Raw genomic sequence first — 26,083 nt, 5'->3', positions numbered from 1 at the left:
GAGACAGCTATTACTTGCTGGTAAACAGCGCAGCAAATTGCGCAAGGATCTGAGTGCGATCGCTGCTGTCGACGCTTTCCTGAGGTAACAGTTTCAGCGATTTAAACAGCGGACGTTGCGCATTGACATCGTCGCGCGCCGGCATTAACCAGGCATCGGCTACCAACTTTTGGCCTTCAACCGACAATACATAGTCGACAAAGGCTTTAGCCTGTTCCGGCTGCTTGCTGCTTTTAAGGATCATCATCGGACGCGGGGCGATCACCGTGCCACTGGACGGGAAAATGACTTTGATGGTTTCACCTTCCTGAACGCTGTTATAGGCGACATAATCTACTGCGCCAAACACTGCGGCTTTTGCCCCTTGCAGTACCGGCGTTAATGCCTGGGCATTGGGACCGGCCATAATCATGCCGTTGGTTTTTAAGTCGGTAAACAGCTGCCATGCCTGTTGGCCGTAGGCATTATGCAGACCGATCAGCAAATCCAGTGAGGCACCGGAGAGGGACGGGTCGGGGGTGGTAACCAGGTTTTTAAATGCCGGTTGTGCCAGATCGCGCCAGTCTTTCGGTTCCGGCGTGGCACTTTTGCTATTCCAGACAATCCCCAGTGCCGAAATCCCCTGTGCCACGTAGTAAGGCGATTTAAAGGCGGCTGGCACCTGGGCGGCATTCGGGCTTTGGTAGGCCAGCAGCCAGCCACGTTTTTCCAGACTGGTGGCGGTATCCCAGGAGGCCGAAATCAGTACATCCGCCTGGGGATTAGCCTGTTCCGCATCGAGGCGGGCCATTACTTTGCCGGTAGTAGCCTGAAAAACATCCACTTTGACGCCGGTTTGCTTTTCATAACCGGCGGCCAGTTTTTTGGCCAACGAACCTGGTCCGGCAGTATATACCGTCAGTGCCTGAGCACTGCAGCTGGCGAGAACAACAGAGAGCGTCATAGCAGTTAGTGATCCTGTTTTGAATAGTGAAGAGTGACGAAAGGCAGGCAATATGTTCATGTGAATTCCACCAAAAGTTAGGCAACAAAAGGAGAAACAGCGGGTTTTTGCAGATAATCAATGCGCTCGATAACACCTTGCTTCATACGGGCAATGGCATGAGCCAGTGCCTCGGCCTCCTGCTGATCGTGGGTGACATACACTGCCGTGGTACCCAGCTGGCGCAATAACACTGCCATCTCTGTACACAGGGTTTCGCGCAGGTCACGATCCAGATTGGACAGGGGTTCATCGAATAACAGAATCTGTGGCTCGGCGACAATGGCACGCGCCAACGCTACACGCTGCTGCTGACCGCCGGAGAGCTCGTATGGACGGCGCTGTTCAAAGTCGGCCAGGCCCACCCGATCCAACGCCGCCAGTACCCGCTGTTGCCGTAACGGACGGGCGATGCCGCGCATCTGCAATGGAAATGCGACGTTTTGCGCCACTGTCATATGGGGCCATAAGGCATAATCCTGAAACACCATGCCCAGGTCGCGCTTTTCCGGCGGCAGACTAAAACGACCATCCACCACTTTCTGCGTACCAAAAAATACCTGACCGGCATCGGGATGCAGTAATCCCGCCAGTAATTTGAGCAAAGTGCTTTTACCGCAGCCGGAAGGACCCAGCAGGGCAATAATGGTTCCTTGCGGCACCGTCAGGCTAAGGTTATTTAATACCGTATTGCTACCAAAGCGGTGACAGACGTTTTCCACGCGAATGGCTGTTGCCGGAGGAGTCAGTGGCATGGGCTGGTCGCCTGTTGCCGGGGACCGCGTGCGGGTGTCATCAGGCAGACAAGCGCCAGCGACCAAGTGATTGGGTGCGTCATGGGAACTATCCTCTTTGGGATTTATAATGTAGCCGTCAGCCTAAAGGGGGTTTATGACGCCCATATGACGTTGCCTTGATGGGCGAGTTGGCTGGATAAAGGTTGCACCCTGCAGCTTGCTTGGCTACTTTATTGATTAAGCAGGCTATTACCAATCGACTTGCTGCCATGACCCGGTTCTAAGGATGGTACTCACCTGTAACTTGCTGGAGATCTGATGAAAATTATCGTGATAGGCGCCGGGATGATCGGCGCGTCGTTGACCTGGGAACTGACGCAGGCCGGACTGGCGGTCACCGTGATGGATGCAGGTGAAGCGGGTAAGGGCACCAGTGCCAACTCTTTTGCCTGGGTCAATTCGCACAGTAAACCGCCAGCCGCCTACCATCGCTTAAATGCCGCGGGGATGCAGGCGCATCGCGAGCTGGCCCGACGTTTTGGTCAGGCCCCCTGGCTTAATTTGTGCGGTTGTCTGGAATGGCGATCGGCAGACCAGCAGCAGGCCATGGAGGATAATCTCCATCAACTTAAACAATTAGCCTATCCCGCAGAGCGGATCAACGCGCAGCAATTACAGCAGTACGAGCCGCAACTACGGCTGACGGGTGACGAAGGAGTGATAGGCTGGTTTCCGTCAGAAGGCTGGCTGGATACTCAGCAGTATATCCAGCAATTACTGCAGGCCAGTGCGGCCTCGGGTGCCAAAATAGTCACCGGCAGTAAGGTGATGGAGATAGTGCAATCAGGTGACACTGTCACGGGTGTGCGCACTGCCGATGGTGTCTTTCATGCTGCCGATCTCACCATCAATGCCAGCGGACGCTGGTCAGACAAACCGCCTTACCATGGGGCGCTGGCAACGAGACTGGCACCTACCACCGGTATTCTTATTCGTGTTCCTGCCGACTGTGTTCCGGTCAGCCATATTATGGCCACGCCGCTATTTCACTGTCGTCCGGATGGTGACGGTGTCACCTTGCTTTGCCCCAACGAAGGGGTCTATGACATTGATGAAACCACTTCTGCCGCTGAAGTTAATCGTCTGGCCGAGGATATTCTGCGCCATGCAAGCCAGGTATGGCCCAAACTCAGTGAACTCAAACCAGAACAGTATCAGGCGCGCATGGGTATTCGTGCTTTACCCGTTGACGGTTACCCGCTGGTTGGACCGACTGCGGGGATTAACGGCTATTACACCGTGGTGACTCATAGCGGCGTGACACTGTCACCATTGCTTGCCCGCCTGGTGACGCAGGAAATCCTCGGCACACCGGCCAGTGAACTTGACGACTATCGCCCGGGACGTGAGGTAACAGACTGAAATGGAAGAAATTAATCGCTGCTCCTGGGCACGGGATGATGTGCTGATGCAGCAGTATCATGATCGCGAATGGGGCGTGCCGTTGACTGACAGCCGGGCGTTATGGGAAAAGCTGATGCTGGACGGCTTCCAGGCGGGGTTATCCTGGCGCATTATCCTTAAAAAACGTGAAGCGCTGCGCCAGGCATTTTGCGGTTTTGAACCCACTTTAGTGGCGGCTTTTACCGCCGAAGATATTGAGCGGCTGGTCGTCAATCCCGAGATTATTCGTTCGCGCAGCAAAATCACCGCAGTGGTCAACAATGCCCGCGCCTTTTTACGTATGCAGGCGGCGGGGGAAGATTTCTCGTCATGGATTTGGTCTCGAATTGGCGGCAAACCGATCCAGCATCTCGGGCCGATCCCGACCTCCAGCCCACTTTCTACACAAATCTCCAAAGAGTTAAAACAACGCGGTTTTAGTTTTGTCGGCCCGGTGATTGTTTATGCCTGGATGGAAGCAACGGGGCTGATTAATAGCCATCATCCGGACTGCTTTCGACGGTCTGTAGGATAAAGGTCAGTGTCTATACTGGCTATTCAGCCTGATGCGGGGCGGTTTTACCCTGAAAATATTTACGATATTGCGCCGGGCTGGTATTAAGCTGGCGGTAAAACGCGCGTCTTAGTATATCAATACTGGAATAACCGCACTGCGCGGCTATTTGCTTGGGAGTGAGCGTGGAGGACTCCAGCATAAAGCGCGCGTGGCTGATTTTTTCCTGTTCGAGCCATTCCCCCGGGCTAATGCCCAGTTCCTGCGTAAACAGACGCGACAGATGACGGGAACTGATACCCATATGTTCGGCCATTAGCTGCACGCTAAACACCTGGGGCAAATTCCCGGTCACCCAGCGCTGCAGATCCTGCAACGCCGAGCGGCCACTGAGCGAGGTTCGACCCAGTCGGCTAAATTGCATCTGGCCACCAGGCCGTTTAAAGAACATCACCAGTTGCGCCGCAACACTCATTGCCACCTCGCGCCCCATATCTTCCTCAACCATCATCAATGCCAGATCCAGACCCGAGGTGACCCCGGCGGCAGTGCGCAGTGGGCCTTCAGCGATATAAATGGCGTCGGCATCGACTTGAACGCCGGGATACCCTTTGCATAAGGTATCGGCAATTGCCCAGTGGGTGGTAACACGATGACCGTCAAGCAATCCGGTTGCCGCCAGCAGCAATGCCCCGGTACATACCGAGCCAAAACGCTGACTCTGTAAGGCACGTTGTTTGATCAAGTCTACTAGCAAGGATGGCGGGGTAAAACGGGCAATATCCGGGGCACCTGCCACCAAAAAGGTATCCACCGGCTGATCGGGGCGATCGGTCATTAGTGCAGTCGCCAGCAGACCAACGCCGGAGGAGGTGACAATCGTCATATCCTGCCAGGCCAGTACCTCAAGCTGATAGATACTGCGGCCCAGCTGTTGATTGACTTCGGCAAAGACATCAAGCGGGCCGGAAACATCCAGTAACTGCACCCCGGGGATAGCCAGGATCTGCACCTTTTTGATCATTCGCCTGCTCCTGTGTCTGTACGCGTCACAATGTCTCTTATCGTCATATTAATACGATTGAAGACATTATGCCGCTACTTTAGGCTATAAATCACAGCTTACCTCGTAACCGACAGGAATAAATCATGACACTGAATATCAATGGCATCCGCATCCCCGATAGTCTGATGACGCGCCAGGCCACCGAACTGGTTCGCGATTGCGAATCCGATCTGTTATTTCATCACTCAAGCCGGGTGTACTACTGGGCCGCGTTGGCCGGGCAACAACGTAAGTTGCAGGTTGATCATGAACTGCTGTATATCGGCTGTATGTTTCACGATATGGGGTTGACGGCGCATCATTGCAGTTGTGATAAACGCTTTGAAGTGGATGGTGCCAATGCCGCACGTGACTTTTTACAGCAGCATCATATTGACCAGGCGGATATCACAAAAGTCTGGACTGCGATTGCATTACATACCACACCAGGCATTCCGGAATTTATGGATCCGGTGATTGCCTTGGTCACGGCTGGCGTAGAGATGGATGTATTGGGTATTAACTATGACGGTTATGACGCGGATAAGCGTGACGCCGTGGTTGCTGTCCATCCACGTTCGCCGCAGTTTAAAGAAGATATTATCAATACCTTTTATCAGGGGATAAAAGACCGGCCGCAGACCACCTTTGGCAATGTCAAAGCGGATGTGATCGCCGATAAAGAACCTGCATTTGTCCGCGGTAATTTCTGCTCGATTATTCGTGGTTCGCAGTGGCCGGCTTAATCACCCTTACAAAGGCTGAATTCAATCATATATAACTCGGTGATCCCCGGGTAAATCTCGCCGATCACCTTTTTCAATTCGTCCAGGGTCATATTTTCCTGGCGGGCCTGGAGCTCGGTGAGCTGGTCATAGCGGATAGGGGTAACGGATTTTACCTCGATATGACAAAAGAACAGGTTATCTTCATAACGCGCCACGCTGACTTTATCCCCGGCGGCATAGTCGGCGTCACTTTTATCACGCAAGGTAATGGTCTTGCGTCCGGCAAGAATGTCGGCCTCAAAACGCTGGTAGAAGGTGATATTTTTCATCGCATGCTCTCCGTGCGGGCTGCATCAGGCTGAATTGGGGGGTTATTAAAGAAAATCTAATTAAGTCGCGGGTCAAAGGCAAAATCCAGCCGTTTGACGCTGGCCAAACTGCCGGCATAGAGCGCATGTTTCGGATTTAGCATTACGTTATATTCAGTCGGCACCAGCGTCGAGGGTACCATCAACCCCAGAGATGAGTGAGACGTTAACCATTCACTGCCAATATCCATGGTGCTGGTTGGTGTTATCACATCCCGCCAGTTTTCTGGCAAGGACACCGCTTCCAGGCGTTGGATCTCCTTTTCGTCCACTTCAATACTAAACAGCGAATAGGCAGCGAGGATATCGTCATCATTAAGATGTACCAGGATCTCCAGTAACGCCAGAGAAACACTGGTGGCCAGATAGACAGCGGCAATGCCCTTATGATTCCAGCGGCCGCCAAACTGCTGGGCACCATAGCCCGTCCAGGCGCTATCGGCAAAATGCGATTTACTTAGCCGATACAAGATCAAGAGGGAACGCCGTGTTCAAGACGACCAATCAGATCGAGTACATCCAGCGCACCGCTTTCGGTATCTAACAGGGTTACCGGTGCCACGTCTCCCAGACCACGAACCGGATGGGTCATCCATTGCGCGGCTTTATCGCGATGGCCTTCAAAAAGCTGCACCGCGGCATCCATTACCCGCACAAAACGGGCAATACATTCACTCTCATCGGCGGTAAACATGCCGTCACCGGAGCGGCGGCGGGCATAATTGCGCTGTGAGATACCGGCAATGCGCAAAATCTCCGCTTTCGGCAGCGAGGACCACTGCTGAATGGAATCTACCACGCCAATGGCAATGCCCTGACGCAGGGTTGAGGTCAAGTGTGCGCCGCGGCTGGCCGGAAAGCCGATAAACCGCCATAGATCGTCAGGTTTGCTACTCTGTGAAGGAATAAATGTTCTCATAGATCACCTCCCTCCGGGATTATGATTAGTCAAATGACATAGTTTACTCTATGCCATTTGTCAGAAAGGTGCAACGACTGCTCAAAAAAACAGCCAGTGGCTTTCAATCTTTATCCGTGGAGGACGATAGTGCCGCTGAAAAACGCAATTCGCGCAGCAGTGCATAAAAGCATACCCCAATCATCAATGCCCGCTCTGTCGTACCCTGTAGCACAACGTGGATCCACGGCATCAGTTCCGGCGTAACGGCATAAGAAGGCTGGTTGCTTAACGCCAAACTAATAGTATAAGAGAGATAACCTATAGCCAAAATGGTGAGAGTATTCAGCGCAATCAGACCGAGATAGAGCAGTATCTGTGCGGAAGGGCGCGGCATACCCTGGCGAAAAATAAAGTAGCAAATAATGATAAAGGCAAGAAACACTACCAGTCCCGGTATCGGTGGGATCACAAAGGCATTAAAGAAATAGCTGGCAACGCTAAAACCTTGCTGCTTATTCTGCTGGTAAACCGTGGACAGCGCATGGACCGATGAGAAGATTTTATGATTGAGCAGATAAAAACAGATTACCCCCCATACCAAAGGTGCCCGCCAGCGGGTGATCATAAACCTCAAGCTTGTTGCCATATTACGTCCTCTACCCAATCTAAAAAAAGAACAATAGGATAACAACCAGGCGCAAAGGCAAACTGAGAAATCCTTAGATTAAGAATATTAAAACATTCTAAGGTTGCAACCTTATGACCTCTGGCTTTTACAGCGATCCGCTGCTAAATTAGGAAGCGATCGTTTCCCAAACAATACAAGGCCACTATGACTCAACATCTTCACAGCGCAGAACGCGGTCGTCCGCGAGAGTTTGATATGGATAGCGCTCTGGATAAAGCCATGGTGCTATTTCGCGAAAAAGGCTTTCAGGCGGCAGCCATCAGTGAGTTGGGGCAGGTGATGGGTCTGACCGTGGGCAGTATCTATAAAGCCTTTGGCGACAAAAACCGGCTGTTTGCAGCAGTATTTGCGCGTTATCTTGCCCAGCGCCACGCCGCGCTAAAAGATCGCATTGCAGGCAAAACTAACGGCCTGGAGAAAATAGCTGCGTTAATTGACTTCTATCTCGACTCTGCACAGGAAGTTGAGGGGCGACGTGGTTGCCTGGTGGTGGGCAGTACTGTCCAGTTGCAGATTTTCGCGCCAATGCTGGTCGCGCAGGTAGAGCAGGCGGTTTCTAGCCAACAAGGTTATCTTGCGGCCTTGATTGCCGAGGGGCAGGCAGATGGTTCCATCTCGTCCGAGATTGATGGTGAAACAGCAACCTCGCTGCTGCAAAGCCTGCTGTACGGCCTGCGGGTGGCCGGTAAAGTGGCAAACCCGGGTGATCATCAACGTACTATTGCTATGGCCTTGAAAATATTGCAGTAAAAATTTATCCATTTAGGAAGCGATCATTACCTAAATAAATCTAACCAGAGAGGATCTATGCAGCCGATAACGAGCACGAGCCAAGCGGCGATGACCCAGGTACAGCCCCTGGCATTGACTGATACTGCTTTGCCCGGTTTTACTCATCGCTATGCCACCGTCGACGGAGTGAGAATACATTATGTTATTGGCGGAAAAATTGACGGAGAAGTGTTGCTGCTGTTAGCGGGTTTCCCGCAAAGCTGGTACGCCTGGCGAAAAATCATGCCTGCCCTGGGGGAGAAATACCGGGTTATTGCCGCCGATCTTCCAGGCCAGGGTGACTCGGATCTGCCCAACGATGGCTATGACACTCAGTCGCTGGCAACCAGGATGCATGGTGTTTTACAACAACTGGGCGTTGAACGTTACTATTTAGCTGGCCATGATATTGGTGCCTGGGTGGCCTGGACTTATGCCGCGCTGTTTGGCCAGGAGATAATAAAACTGGCGTTGTTGGATGCTGGCATCCCCGGAGTAACCTTACCTGAGACTCTTCCCCTGGCGGCGGATAAAGCCTGGCGCACCTGGCATTTTGCCTTCCACGCCATTGCCGATCTGCCGGAGGCGCTTATTAGCGGGCGGGAAGCGGTGTATTTGCAGTGGTTTCTTAAAAGAAAAACAGCCAACCCACAGGTATTTACTGACGAGGATATGGCGGAATACCTACGAATTTTTAGCCAAAACGGCGGACTGCGCGCCGGACTGGCCTATTATCGCGCCATTGAATTGTCGATTGCGCAAAACAGGCAACTGCAATCACAGGGAAAATTAACTATGCCGCTGCTGGCCATCAGCGCCGGGCAGGGATCCATTGCCGATATGGCTGCACCACTGCGACCTTTTGCTCAACAGGTTACTGGGGTTACCATCCCCCATAGCGGTCATTTCCTGCAGGAAGAGCAGCCTGAAGCGGTTAAAAATGTATTAAGTGATTTTTTTAACTCTTAAGTGCATTAAATAGTATAACTTAGACCCAAAAGATATTAGCCATCCGGAAGGCCAGATGTAGGATAAGGTCATTGTCTTTATACGCCAAAATTAAAGGTTCTGAATGAGCGATACCGATATTCGCGTGGTCACCGGCCCCGCAAACTACTTTTCTTTCCCCGGTGCCATTGAGCGCCTGGCGGATTTTTATTCTCCGCAACAACTGCAACATGCCCTGTGGATTTATGGCGAACGCGCCCTGAATGCAGCCCAAGCGTTCCTGCCCAAGGATTTTTCCGATCCGCAGGCGACACGCGTGCTGTTTAAAGCCCACTGTAGTGAGAGTGAAGTGCAGCGTATTTCCGGGCTTGCCGGTGACGATCGTCAGGTCGTGATCGGTATTGGCGGCGGCGCGGTATTGGATACCGCCAAAGTCGTGGCCCGTAAGCTGGGCCTGCCGGTGGTCGCCATCCCGACCATTGCGGCGACCTGTGCCGCCTGGACGCCGTTATCCGTTTGGTATAACGATGAAGGCGTCGCGTTGAATTATGAAATATTTAATGATGCCAATCACCTGGTTCTGGTGGAACCGCAGATAATTTTGCAAGCACCGAAAGAATACCTGTTAGCCGGTATTGGTGACACGCTGGCAAAATGGTATGAAGCCGTGGTGCTCTGCCCGCAGCCGCAAAGTCTGCCACTGACCGCACAACTCGGCTTGAATACTGCACGGACTATTCGTGACATATTACTCAATGAAAGCGAAGCCGCGCTGCAGGCGCAGAGTGAAGGGCAATTGAGCAAACCATTGATCAATGTGATCGACGCCATTATTGCTGGCGGTGGTCTGGTTGGCGGCCTTGGCGAGCGTTATACCCGTATTGCTGCCGCGCACTCGGTACATAATGGTCTTACCGCCTTGCCTCAGACGGATGTGTTTTTGCACGGTACCAAAGTGGCCTATGGCATTTTGGTGCAAAGCGCCTTACTTAAGCAGTTTGACGTGGTCAGCCAGCTTATTGCGCTGTACCAGCGCCTGGATCTGCCGGTCACTCTGGCACAATTGCAGGTGGATATTCACGATCGGCAGCATGTCTCGCGGCTGATTGAGCGCACGCTAAAAGCCGGGGAATCAATTCATCTATTGCCTGACCACCCCAATGCCGAAAGTTTAGCTGCCGCGCTGGAATATGTAGAAAAACAGACGAACTGATCGTCAATTAGCGTCGATGAATCTAATAAAAACGGAGCAGGGTATGCTCCGTTTTTTATTGCATCAAGAATCTATTTGCGGCTAATAATAACCGTTTGCCTTGAAGACGGTGATCCCTGGCTGGTTGCCATAGATGTTACACCGTCACTTATTCTCAACAGGAATTCCCGATGGATCATCCCAGTGCCGAGAACATTATTGATCTCTATGAACACCACGCCGCTGCCTGGGATAACGTCAGGCAGCACCATTTCTATGAGCAGAAGTGGCTGGATAAATTTCGTCACGCCATGATCCCACACGGAAAAATTCTTGATATTGGCTGTGGCGCCGGTAAACCGGTCGCCGAATATCTGATTGCGCAGAACCATGATTTCTGCGGCATTGACGCTTCGCCATCGATGATTAACCTTTGCCGCCAACGCTTTCCACACCACCATTGGCAAGTGGCCGATATGCGACAGCTTGCGCTGCCAGACAAGTTTGACGGGCTGCTGGCCTGGAACAGTTTCTTCCACCTTAAGCGCGACGATCAGCGTCGGATGTTTGATATTTTTCAATGCCATGCCAGGGTCAATGCCATCCTGATGTTTACCAGTGGACCGGCAGACGGCGAAGCGATTGGCACGTTTGAAAATCAGCCGCTTTACCACGCCAGCCTGGCCCCGGAGGAGTACCGGCAGCTATTACATCAGCATGGTTTTAGCGTCATTGATATGCAGGTCGAAGATCCGGAATGTGGTTTACAGACGATCTGGCTGGCTAAATATGATGCAATTAATTTGAGTTAGGAGCGGTTTTTGCTACTATGGGAAAGCAATTAACCATAGGAATTTAAAAGGATTTAATATGAACAGGCAATACCAGCAGATAAGGATCCCTCGGTTTAATGAGCTGGCAAATATCATTAACAATGGGAGGCAATAACCATGGTTAATTTTATAAAAAAATGCTTAAAAACCCAGGCTAAATATATTTTCCTGATCTATATCCCAATGGTTATGGCGTTAATATTGGGCATCGTTATCGCTACTTATTTTTATGGCGTAGCCTTGGCGGCAATTGGGTCGGTAATTGGATTTATCCTCATTGCCATGCTGATTGTGTTTCTTTTATCCCTGTTTTGTTAGCTGTTCAGTGCGTCTTAACGCTATGCCCTTAGTGATGATTATTTATCAAATAAAAACATAAATATAGCAATAATTTATGCAGTTTTCTCATTAATAGTATTGAACCCATTTATTTATGTTATTCAATGAGATAACCATTATTGGTGAATTATATTCATATATGCATGCATTATTAGCTATTTATCAATTGATCCCTGAATGAGAGTATCTAAGGCCTGCACTCTATGCCGATGCATTCACGCTAAGCGGGGCAACCCTGCTGGCTGATAAAAAACCTTTGATGGGAGTCAATATGAACTACAAGAATCTGGGCCGCAGCGGCTTAAAAGTCTCTCCGCTGTGCCTCGGTGCCATGATGTTTGGCGGTGAAACCGATCTGCAAACCTCAAAACGCATTATTGCCAAGGCCGGGGAACAGGGTATCAATTTTATTGATACCGCAGATGTTTATTATGGCGGTAAATCAGAAGAGGTGGTCGGCAAGGCCGTGGCCGCTAATCGTGACGATTGGGTGATTGCCACTAAGTTCGGTTTCCCGTTTGCCAGCGGTCCCAATCAGTTTGGCCAGTCGAGAAAATGGATCCGCCAATCGGTAGAAGCCAGTCTCAAAAGGCTGGATACAGACTATATTGATATCCTCTATTTTCACCGGGCGTTGCTGGATTTACCGCTGGAAGAGGGGGTGCGCGCGATGGGAGAACTGATTAACCAGGGGAAAATTCGCTACTACGGTGTGTCAAATTTCTCGGGTTGGCGCATCGCCGAAATGTGCCGTATTGCCGATCAACTGGGTATTGAACGCCCGGTGGTCAGCGAGCCGTTATACAATATTGTCGACCGTAAATCAGAGGTCGAACAGATCCCGTCAGCGGCCCATTACGGTCTGGGGATTGTGCCTTATAGCCCACTGGCTCGCGGTGTACTTACCGGTAAATATCGCGCTGAAACTCCGCCACCGGCAGATAGTCGGGCAGGGCGTGGCGACCTTCGTATCCAGCAAACCGAATGGCGCCAGGAATCTATTGCAATTGCGCAGAAGATTGCTGACTATGCAGCCGATCGCGGCACAAACTCCATCGCTTTTGCCATTGCCTGGGTGCTCAACAACCAGTATATCTCCTCGGCCATTGTCGGACCGCGGACCGAAGCCCATTGGGATAGTTATATGCAGAGTCTGGACTTTACACTTACTCGTGAAGACGAAGATTTTATCAACTCACTGGTTGCCCCCGGTCATGCCTCGACAGCAGGTTACACCGATCCCGGCTATCCGGTGGAAGGTCGTCTTATCCGTTAATAGCCATTAACGTTTTTCGCGCGCGGCACGCCGGTAAAGCGTACTGCGCGCAACACCCAGAGACTGCGCGGTCTTACTGATATTACCGTTAAAATGTTGCAGCGTTTCGGCAATCAGCCGATGGTCATGCTGCTGCAAAGCCGGGCGTGGTTGGCTATCTTCTAGCGGATAGGGTAATTTCTCGCGGTCGAGAATTTCATTATCATCTGCCAGCGCCAGCAGAACTTTCAGTAAACTACGCAGTTGCCGCACATTTCCTGGCCATGAATGCCTGGCTAACGCGTCCTGTAGCCCGGGTGCCAGTTGGATCCCCCGCCGTTCCCCGCCAAGTTCCTGCCATAGACGGATAATAAAACTGGGCAGAGCAGGCCATTCACGCAATGGCGGAATGGTTAGCGAAAACTCCTGCAAACGATAGAGAAGATCTTCACGGAATTGCCCGGCAGCCACCAACTGAGCAAGATCGCGGTGGGTGGCGCAAATCACGGCAAAATTCACCGGCCAGCTTCGGCTGGAACCGAGCGGAGCGACCTCTTTTTCTTGCAACACGCGCAGCAAACGGGTTTGCAACGGCAACGGCATATCGCCAATTTCATCCAGAAACAGCACGCCACCATCGGCCTCGCGAATTTTACCGATATAGCCAGTTTTACTGGCCCCGGTAAAGGCGCCCGGCTGATAGCCAAAAAGCTCGGACTCAATCAGCGATTCGGGAATAGCCGCGCAGTTGATAGCCACAAATTTGCCAGCTTGCCACTGACTGCGTTGATGCAGCGCGCGACTGACATACTCTTTACCGCTGCCGGTTTCACCATGAATACACAGCGAGACACCGGCATCGAGCAAGCGCACCATTTTATCTGCGTCACCGCGCAGTGAAAACGAGAGATCGGCCGTGTGCTTGGTTGTCGCTGACGAAAAGTGACTTCTTGCGGGTGCATGTAATTGAAAAAAATAGCGCTGTTGATCGCGGGTAACCAGAGGTTGCGGCACCCGGTTGGCTTGTTGCGTACTCTGTGGAAACAGTTGTTGGAAAGTCAGTGTACCCAATTGATTGGCAGTGAGATCCAGCTCGCGCATTGCCTGTCGGTTAGCAGCCGTCAAAATATTATCGGAAAAAATCAGCAGCAACTCATCGAGGTGATCGAGACCCTGCACTTGTTGATGCAGACTCATTAGCCACTGATCCGCATGCAAACTCTGCTTTACCCACAGATATTCGATTTGTTTTGCCGCTTCTTTTACCCAGGCCAGGGTAAAAGGATGGGCGTGATGTGCCGGTCCGGAAATATCCAGCACGCCGGCAATCTGGCCATTCGGTGCTTGTAACGGCATGGCGGCGCAGTAAAGCCCCTGATTGCTGGTGAGATAGTGTTGCTGTCCGTAGATCTCACAGCCATCATCAATTGCCAATGCTGTACCTATGGCATTGGTGCCGCGTCCGCATTCACTCCATAAATTACCGGGGATCAGAGCATGGCGCTGGGCTTTTTGCAGGGCCTGCATCTCGCCGACGGTATTTAATAACAAGCCGCTGGCCTCCGACAGCACCACTACCGACTGTTTATCGACAATTTTCTCCGCCAGCCGTTTGACCACTGGCTGGGCGAATTGCTGTAAGGCGGCATTATTTGCCAACAGATCGGCCAGTTCACCTTGTCGAATACGTGGAAAATCGTCGGCCATACGGTCTAAACCGTAGAGCTGGCTGCGAAACCAGGAGTCACTCAGTAGCGGATTAGGCGTGATTGGAGATGTGCTGGTCGCTGACGAATTTCCCTGCATAGGTAACCTCATGGCGATAGTTGAAGTGTTGCAACATTGTAGCCATGACATTTTGTATATGTTGCGATTTGCAACACAAATGGCGAATTCTCTATTGCTTAATGCGATACAAAATATTAGCCACTGGCTATTTATTTGATAAATATGACTATTAAAACATAGGTATCAAAATGGAAAATTTGGCACGACCGCTGCATTAACAATATTGCAACCGTAAAACCCCCAAGACGAGGTGCTGTGGCGGTTGTCAGTCATCTGATAGCGGTACCCTACATAAGGAGTTTGCCATGCGATACGCACATCCCGGAACCACCGACGCTTTAGTCTCTTTTAAAGCCGCCTACGGTAACTTTATTGATGGTAAATTTATTGAACCGCTAAGCGGTCAATATTTTATGAACACTTCGCCGGTCAATGGCAGTGATATTGCCCAGTTTCCACGATCTGATGCCCGGGATATTGACGCAGCCCTGGATGCGGCTCATCGTGCCGCCGATGCCTGGGGAAGAACCAGCGTACAACATCGTTCCAACTTGCTGCTGCAGGTGGCCGATCGTATCGAGGCCAACCTGGAATATCTTGCCGTGGCAGAAAGTTGGGATAACGGTAAACCTATCCGCGAAACCCTCAATGCCGACCTGCCGCTGGCGGTGGATCACTTCCGTTATTTTGCTGGTTGCCTGCGGGCACAGGAAGGCAGCGCCGCCGAGATCGATGAAAAAACCGTGGCTTATCATTTCCACGAACCATTGGGTGTTGTCGGGCAAATTATTCCCTGGAACTTCCCGCTGCTGATGGCCGCATGGAAACTGGCACCAGCATTGGCTGCCGGTAACTGTGTAGTGCTGAAACCGGCAGAGCAAACACCGCTGGGTATCACCTTATTAATGGAAATAATTGGCGATATCTTCCCGGCAGGCGTGCTTAATGTGGTGCAGGGCTTTGGCCGTGAAGCAGGCGAGGCGCTGGCAACCAGCAAACGTATCGCCAAAATCGCCTTTACCGGCTCAACGCCGGTGGGACGCCATATTATGGCCTGTGCCGCCGAGAACATTATTCCTTGCACCGTCGAGCTGGGCGGCAAGTCACCGAATATCTATTTTGCTGATGTGATGAATGCCGAGTCGGATTTTATCGAGAAAGCAGTTGAAGGCCTGGTGCTGGGCTTCTTTAACCAGGGCGAAGTCTGTACCTGTCCATCACGAGCGCTGATCCAGGAATCTATTTACGGGCCATTTATGGAACGAGTGATGGCCAAGGTTGCCACCATTCGCCGTGGCGATCCGCTGGATACCGACACCATGATCGGTGCGCAGGCTTCGCGTCAACAGTTTGACAAAATCCTCTCTTATATTGATATCGCTCGTCTGGAAGGGGGACAGATCCTGACCGGTGGCGAGCGTGCGGTTATTACCCCGGAACTGGATACTGGCTACTACATTCAGCCAACGCTGATTAAGGGTGACAACCAGATGCGCTGCTTCCAGGAAGAAATTTTTGGGCCGGTGATTGGCATAACCACCTTTAAAAATGAGGCAGAAGCACTGGCGATTGCCAATCAGACACAGTTTGGCCTCGGTGCCGGTGTCTGGACTTGCGACAGCAATCTGGCTTATCGCATGGGGCGCGGCATTAAAGCCGGTCGCGTCTGGACCAACTGCTACCATATCTACCCGGCACATGCGGCCTTTGGCGGCTACAAGCAGTCGGGCGTCGGCCGTGAAACCCATAAAATGGCGTTAAACCAGTATCAGCAAACCAAAAACCTGTTGGTGAGTTACGACACTGCACCGTTAGGGCTGTTCTAAGCCTGTTATCTGTTAAGGAGCGATAAGATGAAAACGATGAAAGCCGCGGTAGTAAAAGCCTTTGGCAAACCTTTGGTCATTGAGCAGGTACCCATTCCCGAGGTCGGACCCGGACAGCTGTTGGTAAAGATTGTTGCCACCGGTATTTGCCACACCGATTTACATGCGGCTGAGGGCGACTGGCCGGTAAAACCACAACCGCCGTTTATTCCCGGTCATGAAGGAGTGGGATATGTGGTAGCAGTAGGCGAGGGCGTAAAGCATATCAAGGAGGGGGATCGCGTGGGCGTTCCCTGGTTATACTCCGCCTGTGGCCATTGCGAACACTGTCTCGACAAATGGGAAACCTTATGCCATTCGCAGCAAAATGCCGGTTACTCGGTTAATGGCACTTTTGCAGAATACTGCCTTGCTGATGCCAATTATGTGGGCATTCTGCCGGAAAACGTTGGTTATCATGAAATCGCGCCAATACTCTGCGCAGGGGTCACGGTTTATAAAGGTCTGAAAATGACCGAGACCAAACCGGGCGACTGGGTGGTGGTTTCTGGTATAGGGGGGCTGGGACATTTGGCCATTCAGTATGCGGTGGCTATGGGTCTTAATGTGGCGGCCGTCGATATTGATGATGACAAGCTGGCTTTTGCCAAACGGCTGGGCGCCAGCGTGGTGGCCAATGCCAGAAATGTCGATCCGGCAAAAGTGTTTCATGAAAGTTTTGCCGGTGCTCATGGCGTATTGGTCACCGCCGTATCGCCGAAAGCCTTCGAACAGGCAATTGGTACCCTGCGGCGCGGCGGCACCATGGTGCTAAACGGTCTGCCGCCGGGCAAGTTTGATCTGTCGATCTTTAATATGGTGCTCGATGGTATTACCGTGCGCGGCTCGATTGTCGGTACCCGCAAAGATCTGCAAGAAGCACTCGATTTTGCCGGACGGCATAAAGTCGCCGCCAATATTGCCGTTGAACCGCTGAGCAATATCAACGATATTTTTGCTCGTATGCATGCCGGTAAAATTGAAGGCCGTATTGTGGTTGATCTTGCGTTGTAGTTATAGTCACTGCCTCTAAATGTAGGTCTTTAAATTATCAGGACAGGTATAGCTTCCACTATTATACCTGTCTTTTTTATTGACTTGCTGGTCAAAAACTCGGGTATCTATCGCAAAGTATCTGTCTGTTTTGCAACATTAATACTCGCATCTGGACGGAAATCGCAGTTCCTGCCGGGCCGTCTTTTCCCAGCTTCTGACCCATGCTTAAATGTCATCAGAGAAGTAAGTCAAAAGGACTGAACATTCTGAATCATGACTAATTTCGATGAGTTTGCTCCATACGGCCATCCGCGTCAGCAGGCCGCGAGATTTGTGGTGGCAGGGGTTGATTATGAAGTGTATTTCACTCAGATAACTGACGAAAACCCGTGGGATTCGGCGGTCGAATTTCCTGAAGGTTTCAGGCTTCCAGAATACGCCAAGCACTTTGACGTTACGTTTGACACGAAAGCGAACCGCCTGTGTAGAACGCCGTTTAGACGAGTCGAAGAACTTCCAGCTGGTGCTGGTACCAGAGTCCTCAAATGCGTTGAAAGCATAATTATTGACCACTATACTACCTTTAATGTCGGGCTTTATACTTTTGCCCCAGCAGATCTGAAACTATCAAGCGTTTACTGCCGATTTGTCATGATGAAGAAACACAAAGGTTCAACCATAGAGGTTGGACTTGAACCAGAGGGAAGGGCAAATGTCTTACGAACGCCAAAATTCTATGAGTAGGCTTGAGCAATATCGTGCTCGCCAGGCTGAGCGCATCGAAGCGATAAACCGTGCCATTGATGAAGGAAGAACTAGTGTTGTGTCATCAGGTGGCCCCGTAGAGGAAATCCCACGCCGTCGTGCTCATCTCACGGCCGTTCACACGGTTAATCCTTCTATGAGCAATGGGGCTTGCAAGGTTAAATAGTCCCGCAAGGGGTTTTATCTTGAACTTATCCTGTAAATCCCGATAACAGTTATGCTGTAGCCGTTTCAACTGGCCATCTGCGTAGTCTAGTCAGCCAGGTGGCGATCCATAATGTTCTAAATAATTTTATGTCGGTTAACTTCGTCCAACGTGAAAAACTCCGCTGCGGTTGCCGCCATGCGATGAATCCCTATGAAATGACACTCTGTGGCGGATATCTTAACTTAGCCCAAAGCGCACATTACAACGTACTTAGCCTCTATTGAGTACGACCTGGAGCGAGCACGCCGCCAACGTGATGCCTGGAAAACCAATGAAGCCATTAACGACCAGGCCAACGATGCCCACAAAACGCCGGATTCTGCCTGATTCTATATTGGTGCGCATAATGTATATTATGTTAAATTGATTACCAAGGTCCTTTACTTCATCTATCACTTTCACACGTAGATAAATCAATAGTTAGAATTTCTGACCTCCTTCTCGTTTCTTTCGTTAGTTTCCAACACTTCTTCCATTGCTACTACTTGACTGGAAACATGCGATTGATTACTGCAAAAAGAATGGCATATTTTCAAATAGACGTAAATTGGATGCTCCGCTGCGCGTAATGCAGAGTCATACCCGGAACCGAAAACGCACTGCCGCCAATCAGGAATTCAACCCAGAGTGCGGCATTGCTGGGATCCCCCAAAAAATCATTGAAATTGTGGAAACCTGAACGTCGGTCGACACTGTCCAGACCCGTCCCATCAATGGCTTTCATCAGCGCAACGTATTCGTCGGTCTCTGCCTCAACACAGCTCAACCAAAGATCTTTCGCCTTCTCAGCCGCTAAGGAACCCAGTGATGTTCCCTGTCCTGCCTCCGGGCGATGGAGGAAAGCCAGCGGTGGGAGAATATTCTGCGTCAGCCTGTTGCCCAGCAGCACGCCACTTACCGCTTCAGCAGACAGTGGTGTACTACCGGGCGCATACTGCCAGGACACCACAAGCAATACAGCCTCGCTGCAAATGTGATGGTCGAGCCAATGATCAATAACCTGTGCCCCACTCCCGGTCAAGAGAAAACGGGTTGTGAAATACCTGACTGATACCCGGCCTGCTAGAAAAGTGCATATGCCTTGTCTTCCGGCACAGAAGATGAATAGCAGCGATGCTATTCCTTTACTGATTCACTGCTATTCTGCCGGGCAAGTTTTGAGATGATATCTTCCAGCGCTGGCTGATAATTTTCTTCTTCAATCATATTTTTGCGGAATGTGCATTTCCTGTCGACACCAGCCGATCGAATGTGCAGTTTGAAGACTTTTTTGTCTTCCTTAATGAGGATGATATCGCTTAGAGGAACCAGACAGGTATCGGAATATATTCCAGGAGTAATAATAAGTTTGTCCTGTAATAAACCGACCATAATGTGTTTTTTTAAACGAATTGAGTTTGACAGTGCCACCACGCCCGCGCAGGCCACTAACCAGCCTGTGCTAACGCCCACAAACACCAAAACTGTGCCAATAACAATGAACAGAATTCCCTGCATCGCAAACTTTGAGGTGGCGAAATTCAGTTCACTGTCGGGCTTGTTACTTTCGCCTGCAACGTAAACCGCCAGGCCATTATTGCAATGTTTTTCAGCGCTGATCAAATAACCGATGATAAATATCAAGCTAACAGGCAGCATAAGTAATGAACCAATAAAGGCAAGTGCCTTGCTCACTTTTGGCAATTTAAATAACACTGGAAGACTGATTATCTGCATAGCAATACTGATACAAAATGGGATCTTCAGATACGAAAAAATATCGAAAAACTTCCTGTCTGAATAACTTAATTCGTCATATACATCTTGTACTGATACCATGCCGTACCACACCACGCCGAACCAGGCAATATTGACAAGCAGCCCAACCCAAACGACTTTACTAATTTTATTCATACCAACTCCAATTTAAGTAAACACACAAAGCAGTTTTTACGATCAATAGCTCACGCATTTTTAAGCAAAAATGCTGTTTTATTTGTACAAAAAAATACTTGCAATGATTTTCCACTGCAGGGGCTAACGAGTGAATTCAATGTAACTATGATAATCCATGTTTATTTTTTAATAGTTGTCTTATTCCCCTTACTTAAATAGATGACCTCATCGTTCGGCTTACCATCCTTCATGCCTGCAATTGTAAGTGTTTTCAACTGCAGCACAGAGTCATTTGCAATGTAAATAATGGTGATGATTTTTTAATTTCGTTAGTTATCATCAAATGAAATGCTCTCAAGCAGTTTCAATGCATCTTTAGGTAGATCTTCACCCTCAACACCCGAAGAATTAACCCCAGAACCACATAGAGCATTGTTATCATGTATCAAACAGAAATAAACGCTCTCACCTACACTTCCATCCTTAAGTTCTGTCATTCTATTAATCGCCATAAAACCAGATGCATTTTTACTTTTAAGCTGGACTAGTGACAGATGATTATTTTTTCCACCATTTACATACGTTGCATCTGGGACTGATTTCCATACTTTATTCTTGTAATCGTAAATTATTTTATTATCAGCACCACTAACACTAATACCTTCATTGTTAACTTGCTGTGCATCATATCCCGCTTCAAAGGCTTCCCCAGAATATAAGCAACTCCATTCTGCTATTGGTGTTTTTTTTTCGAAGTACTCAGCCTCGCACAATTCAGGGAACTTATAATCACTAAAATGCACATTACACGCATCAAAACTTGATGACGAAGAAATCTCTGCGTTAGAGTCTGAGGACAGCGCTCTAATTACTGAAGCATCCTCAGCTTTAGCCACTTGAGCAGAGGCTATAGCGAAAGGGCTAGCACTAATAAAAACTATTATCAATGCATTCATTTAGACGTAGACCTGTCAGAGTTATTTAGTAACTTATCATTCACTTTATTATTCAGACCTATTTCCATACTTTCAAGAGCCTTTAGCACATAAGGGATTTGACCGCTATCTGTGGCAAGACTCCCATAACCACAAAGAGCGCTATAGGTAGAATCTTGAACTAAGCAAAAGTTAATCAGTTCCCCTGCATTTTTATAAGTACCCTTATCATCTTTAGTCAGATTCTTATCAAAAACAGCATATCCTTTAGCATTCTTTGCTTTAATATTGTATAACTCTAATGGTTTGTAAGGCCCATCTTGATCTGAAGGAACTATGTCAGCCATTTTATTATTAACTTTGACCCATAGGGATTTACTTATCGAATAAATAACCCGCTCCTTCATATTTCTGTTATATCCGTCACTGTAAACACTATCGGATGATAAACAGACCCAACTGTTGACAGGGAATTTGCCAATGGAAATACTACCCTCTCCGCCAATATTGTTAAGAGTGGGCGCATGCTCTTTAAATCTTATATCACTGCAACCGCTGGATTCAACCGTATTGTAAGCGATAGACGAATTTTCATTAATTTCGATTACTATATAGTTATCACTATTGAAACTAGTAGGTACGTTTGTTTTAGGAATAATGTCTGCAATGGTGAAATTACAAATAAAAAGGATGATTAAAACAAAATATTTAGTATACATTATTGGCCTGTAGTCTTCAGGCGGATTTGTCTCATCATTTATTGCATGCCAAGCATGAATAAAAGCTGGCCATCTAACTGTTAAAAACCACCACGACCTGGGTTTATTCGTCGTGTAACCTCAGATGCATCAAATTCACGAGCGCCTTATTTGTCCGCCTGAAAGGCGGTAACCAGATTCTGCAGAGTGCTCATTATTCGACTCCGTCCATGTCACTGTTTCCCGTGTTGCCCGTCAGCGCCTGAGCGGTGGCCGCGCTGTCGACGCTGAATATCTGGTCCGGCAGCGTGAAGCCGCGCAGTGCCAGTAACGCCAGGGGACCGCTGCCCAGTTGTGAGCGCAGTACCCACCGCAGGGTGCGACCGTCCGGTGCGGTGAAGCTCATCATCCACTGACTGCGGTCAAGCTGCTGCCGCTTGCCATCATCCAGCCAGCGAATAAAGCCCCAGGTCCCGCTGTAGTCCCCGAACAGACGCGCTCCGGCGTTAATCGTGGTCCAGGTCAGCAGGGTTCCCGGCTTATACGTCTCTCCCGGCCAGCGGAAAGACTGCCAGTCGGTCATCTGATTGAAATAGTGCAGCTTCTGCCCGTCAATGGTCAGTTGGGTTTCCACCACTTGCGGTACAGGACGCGCCTGCAGCTCAAAGCTGATGCCCTGACTGCCGTCGGTAAACAGAATATCCGACAGTTGGCTAAGTTGGTTAATCGCCTGCAGGAAGGCCGGGTTAAAGCTCAGCCCCTGGCTGTTGACCTTATCCGCCACCCACTGGCTACCCTCTTTGTGCAACACTCCGCTGAGCTCTTTGGTCAGGAAACGCTCAATACGTCCGCTGTCCTTGCGCACAAATTCAGCCAGCATCGGCAAAGATGCATCACTTTTGCTGACGGTAAACGGAAAACGTCCGTCGAACGCGGTGTGCCAGTTAGCCACCACGGAGCGACTCCATTTGTCATTCAGGCTCGCCGCCGAGGGCTGAAGCACGGTCTCCCAGGCCTGGGTCAGGGGCTGAACAAACATCGTGCTGCCAAAACCGCTCCACTCTTCGCCAAGGCTTGCCGAAATCAGACTGCCGTACTGTTGAGTGTCGGTCAGGTCCACGCTTTTGCCCTGGAATACGGTCTGCGCCAGGGTCTGCATCATCTCCTGCGGGTCGGAGGCACTGGCCACCTGTTGCAGGCGCAGACGTACGCGGGTGATACGGGTCAGATAGGTCTGCAGGCTCAGGGAGTTGTCAGCCGACATGACGCTGTTGCCTTTGTTTTTCCCCAGAAGCTGAAGCAGCGGACCAAAGGTTTCATCCAGCGGCCCCTGTGGGCCTGACACGGACTGGTCAATCACCGATTTATTTTTTCCGCCGACCAGGTCCTTAGCTGATTTGATTATAGAATCGGAAAGGCCTTCGCTTTGCTGTCCTGTCTGCCCCTGCCAGGCGAGGGTATTCATCAGGGCAATCAGGGGTGACTGGCGCACGTCGCTCATCAGGGTCAGCTGGTCCGTCACATCGGCAATATTGTTGGCCGGATTAAGGCGCAGGCTGTTGAGGAAGCTCAGCCAACTGCCGGCAAAATCGGTGAAATAACGCTGGATCAGACGGGCTTTCAGCGCTTCCGGTGACAGGTCAGCAGACACCGCCTTACGGCTGTCGCTCAGCACCCAGTCGATTTCATCCCGGCGGGAACTTGCGGCCTTTTCGATAGCCTGCTGAATGCCCCCTTCCCAGGCCTGGCGGGTAAACATGCCTGGCACCACCTCCTCGGTGGTAAACAGCCGCCGCGCATCGGTACCACTGGTCATGTCTTCCAGAGACACATCGGCAAAGTTACGTCGCACAGATTTGAGCATGTTCTCATACAGCGTGCTTTCGGCATTGCGCCGTCCAATCTGCTGCAACAGCACCTGGCGACTCTGGCTGACCAGCTGCGCGTCCAGCGTGATTTTCCACTGTGGCTGCTTTGGTAGTTCGGAGATGTAGAAGGCCCACAAATCCGGCGACAGGCTTTGCCACAGGCCGGTTGAGATGTCCATTCGTGTCGGCTGTACGGCTTTCAGGGTCTGCGCGTAATACGCGCCGTCGGCTTTATCCGGATGGGCCATCATCAGCCAGGCTTTCAGCTGGTCATACCCTGGTTTCGCCAGTTGTGCACGCTGGTCGCTGTTGGGGGTTGAGTTGGCCAGCGCGCTGAGCTTCTGCGTCAGGGCGGCATTTGCCGGGTCACGTATCAGGCGGTTGTTCGCCACGCCATACCAGGGCAGCATCGCATCGAGCAGTTGCTGATTATGGTCCAGACCGAAGCGCTGGTACCAGGGGGCACCTTCCTGAGTACGGTGCTGCAGCCGGCCGGCATCATTGCGTAGAGTATGCAGTGCCGTCAGTTGGTAATCCGAGACGGAAGGATGTCCCACCAGGGCATGCGCCTGGTCGGCGACGGAGACGATCTGTGACCGGTTAAACATAAACGACAGCAGCATTCCCGCCCCCCAGACACCAATAATGGTCATCAGCGTCCAGGCCAGCGTCTGCTCCCAGGCCATACCGACACGGTGGCCACGTACGCGGGTGCAGTCGTCAATGATCCCCTGCCAGGTCAACGGCAGGGTCAGTGCATGGCGTTGTGATTCCGGAACATATTTCTTAGCGTCGTCAGATGCAGCACCGACAGTTCCCTCTGACGTGTCAGCGGCTTTATTCTCCGGCAAGCTGAACATCAGGCCACGCAGCGGAATACGTTGTTGGGAAACTGAGAGCCATGGCAACAGTTGCTGAGCCCAACGGGCGATACCGCCGTCTTTAAGGCGCTGCCCCAGGCGCAGCAGGAAGTCGTGACTGTTGTTCTCCGCAACCTGGTTCACACCCTGCGTCCTCAGGGTCGGCAGTATCAACTCAAGCTGACGGATAATATCGTCTTCTTTTGCGCGCAGAGGAAAGCTTGCCCCTACCGCCTGCTCAGGGCGCTTCGCTTGCGACCACTGGCTGTCGCACAGTTGCCACAGCCAGACGGGGGCAGAATAACGCAGCAGTTCGCTGATTTTTTCCAGCCCGCGTAAATCGTTGTCACTGATTTGTGGTGTCAGGTTAAGCGACTGAGGCATGACACGTACAATACCGTCCAGTGGGCGTCCACGACGTAGCTTGCGCAGCTCGGTGTATTTGTCCTTATCCGGCTCAGTGGTCAGACTCCCGCCGTAAATCAGAACAGTACGGTTACCTTCGAGCCACTGCTGTTGTTGCAGGCCAGGAAGAAGTTGATCAATCGCGGCTTCGTCGCCCGTAATCAACAACAGGCGGACTTTGCCACGCCAGTAAAGACCCATACGCGAACGCAGGTGAGCACGTATCTTTCCACAGATCACAATAGCCGGAGAGACAGGGGTGTTTTCATTTTCCCTTTTCTTCTTCTCGTCATCACCGCTGGTCCCGTCGACGAGAGCATTAAACTCCTGTTTGCCGGCACCGCTTACCGCCGCCAGAAGCACAACCGATACGATAAATGTACAAACCGTCATACAGCCGCTAGCAATAAGCCAATAAATTTGCTGCTGACTACCGGCCTCAAGCCCGGCAAGATCCGGATGCTTCCAGACCATGAACGTCGTCACGGCTAACAGTAAAAATACAATCGATGCGACAGCAAGATAGCGGCCTTCCGTAGTCTTCGGTACTAAGGGTAGCTTCACGGATCCATCTCCTGTCGGGAAGCAATCGGGGTAATGAGCGTGCTCCACAGCACATTCTGCGTGGTATCACCGCAGATAATCATCTGTGGTGACTGTGTTTGTCGGGCAATTTCAGTGGCGGCAGCGATGGCCAGCCAGGGGGCTGCGGCTCCGGCATGTCCCATGGACATATCGAGTGAAATGACAGCGTCGTCCGCTACAGACTGTGCAGGATGTGCATTCTGGCACCCAATCACTTCTGCGAGCTGCTCATCAGTGAGTCCGGCAAGCCATAAATTTTTCACGATATTTTCTTTGAGCGGAACGTTATAGGCGGCCATGTTCATCCCCTCGCTCAGTTCACCTGACGGGGCAGCATCTGGCCGGTGCAGCAACGCGACAGGTTCAAGTGAACCGCCCCGGGTTTCTTGGAGACTAAACTTTCAGTAACAGGAGATCCCAAATGAAATCACAATACGCCAAACGCTATCCCCCTGAACTGCGTGAGCGCGCTGTCAGAATGTTGTTGGAAC

The 26,083-nt window shown here is 50.8% G+C and carries 24 protein-coding genes and 1 pseudogene; 11 read left to right on the top strand and 14 right to left on the bottom strand.

The genetic code is table 11. The features are described 5' to 3' along the window. Positions 1-10 precede the first annotated feature (10 nt). Both GW590_RS23180 and GW590_RS23175 read right to left on the bottom strand, forming a co-directional pair. Positions 11-943: an ABC transporter substrate-binding protein gene (locus tag GW590_RS23180; RefSeq protein ID WP_235956021.1), complete on the bottom strand. Its 933-nt coding sequence runs from the start codon at positions 941-943 to the stop codon at positions 11-13. A 77-nt stretch (positions 944-1,020) separates the two neighbouring features. Continuing rightward, the gene (locus GW590_RS23175) at positions 1,021-1,737 is read right to left on the bottom strand and encodes an ABC transporter ATP-binding protein (protein WP_169405449.1); all 717 of its coding nucleotides are present in this window, start codon (positions 1,735-1,737) and stop codon (positions 1,021-1,023) included. 300 nt (positions 1,738-2,037) lie between these two features. On the opposite strand from GW590_RS23175, the gene GW590_RS23170 reads away from it, so the two are divergent. Both GW590_RS23170 and GW590_RS23165 read left to right on the top strand, forming a co-directional pair. Then, on the top strand, positions 2,038-3,141 hold the full coding sequence (locus GW590_RS23170) for an NAD(P)/FAD-dependent oxidoreductase (RefSeq protein WP_169405448.1): 1,104 nt from the start codon (positions 2,038-2,040) through the stop codon (positions 3,139-3,141). Position 3,142: 1 nt separating this feature from the next. Further along, positions 3,143-3,697 (top strand): DNA-3-methyladenine glycosylase I, encoded by a 555-nt coding sequence (locus tag GW590_RS23165; protein ID WP_169405447.1) that lies wholly within the window; start codon positions 3,143-3,145, stop codon positions 3,695-3,697. 19 nt (positions 3,698-3,716) lie between these two features. Here the strand turns inward: GW590_RS23165 and GW590_RS23160 are convergent, their stop codons facing one another. Further along, positions 3,717-4,700: a GlxA family transcriptional regulator gene (locus GW590_RS23160; protein WP_169405446.1), complete on the bottom strand. Its 984-nt coding sequence runs from the start codon at positions 4,698-4,700 to the stop codon at positions 3,717-3,719. A gap of 125 nt (positions 4,701-4,825) precedes the next feature. Here GW590_RS23160 and GW590_RS23155 point away from each other — a divergent pair, with 125 nt between their 5' ends. After that, a complete protein-coding gene (locus tag GW590_RS23155; protein ID WP_169405445.1) occupies positions 4,826-5,467 on the top strand; it encodes an HD domain-containing protein in 642 nt (213 codons plus the stop codon). Here the strand turns inward: GW590_RS23155 and yqfB are convergent. From yqfB to GW590_RS23135, 4 genes are all read right to left on the bottom strand, one after another. Further along, positions 5,464-5,778, bottom strand: coding sequence for a N(4)-acetylcytidine aminohydrolase (gene yqfB, locus GW590_RS23150; protein WP_169405444.1), 315 nt, complete (start codon positions 5,776-5,778; stop codon positions 5,464-5,466). The two genes, GW590_RS23155 and yqfB, sit on opposite strands and share 4 nt — an antisense overlap. A gap of 56 nt (positions 5,779-5,834) precedes the next feature. Next, positions 5,835-6,293 carry an RES family NAD+ phosphorylase gene (locus GW590_RS23145; RefSeq protein ID WP_169405443.1) on the bottom strand — a complete coding sequence of 153 codons (459 nt, stop codon included), beginning with the start codon at positions 6,291-6,293 and terminating at the stop codon, positions 5,835-5,837. After that, entirely contained in the window at positions 6,290-6,736 is a 447-nt protein-coding gene (gene parS, locus GW590_RS23140) for a type II RES/Xre toxin-antitoxin system antitoxin (RefSeq protein WP_169405442.1), read from the bottom strand. Before parS ends, GW590_RS23145 begins: the two co-directional genes overlap by 4 nt. A gap of 103 nt (positions 6,737-6,839) precedes the next feature. Next, positions 6,840-7,364, bottom strand: coding sequence for a hypothetical protein (locus GW590_RS23135; protein ID WP_169405441.1), 525 nt, complete (start codon positions 7,362-7,364; stop codon positions 6,840-6,842). 186 nt (positions 7,365-7,550) lie between these two features. Between GW590_RS23135 and GW590_RS23130 the strand changes: the two genes are divergently transcribed. The 5 genes from GW590_RS23130 (at position 7,551) to GW590_RS23110 (ending at position 12,765) form a co-directional block, all read left to right on the top strand. Further along, entirely contained in the window at positions 7,551-8,156 is a 606-nt protein-coding gene (locus GW590_RS23130; RefSeq protein WP_169405440.1) for a TetR/AcrR family transcriptional regulator, read from the top strand. 57 nt (positions 8,157-8,213) lie between these two features. Continuing rightward, complete coding sequence (locus GW590_RS23125) at positions 8,214-9,146, top strand: alpha/beta fold hydrolase (RefSeq protein WP_235956020.1); 933 nt, start codon at positions 8,214-8,216, stop codon at positions 9,144-9,146. Positions 9,147-9,249: 103 nt separating this feature from the next. Continuing rightward, the gene (locus GW590_RS23120; protein WP_169405439.1) at positions 9,250-10,338 is read left to right on the top strand and encodes an oxidoreductase; all 1,089 of its coding nucleotides are present in this window, start codon (positions 9,250-9,252) and stop codon (positions 10,336-10,338) included. 170 nt (positions 10,339-10,508) lie between these two features. After that, positions 10,509-11,129 carry a class I SAM-dependent DNA methyltransferase gene (locus GW590_RS23115; protein ID WP_169405438.1) on the top strand — a complete coding sequence of 207 codons (621 nt, stop codon included), beginning with the start codon at positions 10,509-10,511 and terminating at the stop codon, positions 11,127-11,129. Positions 11,130-11,760: 631 nt separating this feature from the next. Continuing rightward, positions 11,761-12,765, top strand: a complete 1,005-nt coding sequence (locus GW590_RS23110; protein ID WP_169405437.1) for an aldo/keto reductase — start codon at positions 11,761-11,763, stop codon at positions 12,763-12,765. Positions 12,766-12,771: 6 nt separating this feature from the next. Here GW590_RS23110 and GW590_RS23105 read toward each other — a convergent pair whose 3' ends face one another. Continuing rightward, complete coding sequence (locus tag GW590_RS23105) at positions 12,772-14,550, bottom strand: sigma-54-dependent Fis family transcriptional regulator (protein WP_169405436.1); 1,779 nt, start codon at positions 14,548-14,550, stop codon at positions 12,772-12,774. Between the two features lie 287 nt (positions 14,551-14,837). Here GW590_RS23105 and exaC point away from each other — a divergent pair, with 287 nt between their 5' ends. From exaC to GW590_RS23090, 3 genes are all read left to right on the top strand, one after another. Then, positions 14,838-16,358: an acetaldehyde dehydrogenase ExaC gene (exaC, locus tag GW590_RS23100; RefSeq protein WP_169405435.1), complete on the top strand. Its 1,521-nt coding sequence runs from the start codon at positions 14,838-14,840 to the stop codon at positions 16,356-16,358. Positions 16,359-16,385: 27 nt separating this feature from the next. Continuing rightward, positions 16,386-17,411, top strand: a complete 1,026-nt coding sequence (adhP, locus tag GW590_RS23095) for an alcohol dehydrogenase AdhP (protein ID WP_169405434.1) — start codon at positions 16,386-16,388, stop codon at positions 17,409-17,411. A 255-nt stretch (positions 17,412-17,666) separates the two neighbouring features. Then, positions 17,667-18,137 carry a hypothetical protein gene (locus GW590_RS23090; RefSeq protein WP_169405433.1) on the top strand — a complete coding sequence of 157 codons (471 nt, stop codon included), beginning with the start codon at positions 17,667-17,669 and terminating at the stop codon, positions 18,135-18,137. A 761-nt stretch (positions 18,138-18,898) separates the two neighbouring features. On the opposite strand, the gene GW590_RS23085 is transcribed toward GW590_RS23090, so the two are convergent. The 6 genes and pseudogenes from GW590_RS23085 to GW590_RS23055 form a co-directional block, all read right to left on the bottom strand. Continuing rightward, entirely contained in the window at positions 18,899-19,315 is a 417-nt protein-coding gene (locus GW590_RS23085; RefSeq protein WP_169405428.1) for a hypothetical protein, read from the bottom strand. Between the two features lie 167 nt (positions 19,316-19,482). Further along, positions 19,483-20,259, bottom strand: coding sequence for a hypothetical protein (locus GW590_RS23080; RefSeq protein WP_169405432.1), 777 nt, complete (start codon positions 20,257-20,259; stop codon positions 19,483-19,485). A 311-nt stretch (positions 20,260-20,570) separates the two neighbouring features. Next, the gene (locus GW590_RS23070; RefSeq protein WP_235956019.1) at positions 20,571-21,197 is read right to left on the bottom strand and encodes a hypothetical protein; all 627 of its coding nucleotides are present in this window, start codon (positions 21,195-21,197) and stop codon (positions 20,571-20,573) included. Further along, on the bottom strand, positions 21,194-21,895 hold the full coding sequence (locus GW590_RS23065; protein WP_169405430.1) for a hypothetical protein: 702 nt from the start codon (positions 21,893-21,895) through the stop codon (positions 21,194-21,196). The genes GW590_RS23070 and GW590_RS23065 overlap by 4 nt, the downstream gene beginning before the upstream one ends. A gap of 193 nt (positions 21,896-22,088) precedes the next feature. Then, entirely contained in the window at positions 22,089-25,571 is a 3,483-nt protein-coding gene (locus GW590_RS23060; protein ID WP_169405429.1) for an ImcF-related family protein, read from the bottom strand. After that, positions 25,568-25,963: pseudogene (locus GW590_RS23055) on the bottom strand (hypothetical protein); the annotation flags it as partial. The pseudogene GW590_RS23055 and the gene GW590_RS23060, both read right to left, overlap by 4 nt. Positions 25,964-26,083: the final 120 nt, after the last annotated feature.

It is taken from the genome of Rouxiella aceris (assembly GCF_012933545.1).
GTDB lineage: Bacteria > Pseudomonadota > Gammaproteobacteria > Enterobacterales > Enterobacteriaceae > Rouxiella > Rouxiella aceris.
This window is presented reverse-complemented; position numbering and strand designations above follow the sequence as displayed.

Bases quoted from the DNA above. Each gene is read 5' to 3' on its own strand.
- GW590_RS23090 (WP_169405433.1), top strand. From the start codon at position 17,667: ATGACTAATTTCGATGAGTTTGCTCCATACGGCCATCCGCGTCAGCAG.
- GW590_RS23130 (WP_169405440.1), top strand. From the start codon at position 7,551: ATGACTCAACATCTTCACAGCGCAGAACGCGGTCGTCCGCGAGAGTTT.
- GW590_RS23135 (WP_169405441.1), bottom strand. From the start codon at position 7,364: ATGGCAACAAGCTTGAGGTTTATGATCACCCGCTGGCGGGCACCTTTG.
- adhP (WP_169405434.1), top strand. From the start codon at position 16,386: ATGAAAACGATGAAAGCCGCGGTAGTAAAAGCCTTTGGCAAACCTTTG.
- GW590_RS23110 (WP_169405437.1), top strand. From the start codon at position 11,761: ATGAACTACAAGAATCTGGGCCGCAGCGGCTTAAAAGTCTCTCCGCTG.
- GW590_RS23180 (WP_235956021.1), bottom strand. From the start codon at position 943: ATGACGCTCTCTGTTGTTCTCGCCAGCTGCAGTGCTCAGGCACTGACG.
- GW590_RS23125 (WP_235956020.1), top strand. From the start codon at position 8,214: ATGCAGCCGATAACGAGCACGAGCCAAGCGGCGATGACCCAGGTACAG.
- GW590_RS23105 (WP_169405436.1), bottom strand. From the start codon at position 14,550: ATGCAGGGAAATTCGTCAGCGACCAGCACATCTCCAATCACGCCTAAT.
- yqfB (WP_169405444.1), bottom strand. From the start codon at position 5,778: ATGAAAAATATCACCTTCTACCAGCGTTTTGAGGCCGACATTCTTGCC.
- GW590_RS23115 (WP_169405438.1), top strand. From the start codon at position 10,509: ATGGATCATCCCAGTGCCGAGAACATTATTGATCTCTATGAACACCAC.
- GW590_RS23165 (WP_169405447.1), top strand. From the start codon at position 3,143: ATGGAAGAAATTAATCGCTGCTCCTGGGCACGGGATGATGTGCTGATG.
- GW590_RS23080 (WP_169405432.1), bottom strand. From the start codon at position 20,259: ATGAATAAAATTAGTAAAGTCGTTTGGGTTGGGCTGCTTGTCAATATT.
- parS (WP_169405442.1), bottom strand. From the start codon at position 6,736: ATGAGAACATTTATTCCTTCACAGAGTAGCAAACCTGACGATCTATGG.
- GW590_RS23065 (WP_169405430.1), bottom strand. From the start codon at position 21,895: ATGTATACTAAATATTTTGTTTTAATCATCCTTTTTATTTGTAATTTC.
- GW590_RS23175 (WP_169405449.1), bottom strand. From the start codon at position 1,737: ATGCCACTGACTCCTCCGGCAACAGCCATTCGCGTGGAAAACGTCTGT.
- GW590_RS23155 (WP_169405445.1), top strand. From the start codon at position 4,826: ATGACACTGAATATCAATGGCATCCGCATCCCCGATAGTCTGATGACG.
- GW590_RS23070 (WP_235956019.1), bottom strand. From the start codon at position 21,197: ATGAATGCATTGATAATAGTTTTTATTAGTGCTAGCCCTTTCGCTATA.
- GW590_RS23170 (WP_169405448.1), top strand. From the start codon at position 2,038: ATGAAAATTATCGTGATAGGCGCCGGGATGATCGGCGCGTCGTTGACC.
- exaC (WP_169405435.1), top strand. From the start codon at position 14,838: ATGCGATACGCACATCCCGGAACCACCGACGCTTTAGTCTCTTTTAAA.
- GW590_RS23120 (WP_169405439.1), top strand. From the start codon at position 9,250: ATGAGCGATACCGATATTCGCGTGGTCACCGGCCCCGCAAACTACTTT.
- GW590_RS23160 (WP_169405446.1), bottom strand. From the start codon at position 4,700: ATGATCAAAAAGGTGCAGATCCTGGCTATCCCCGGGGTGCAGTTACTG.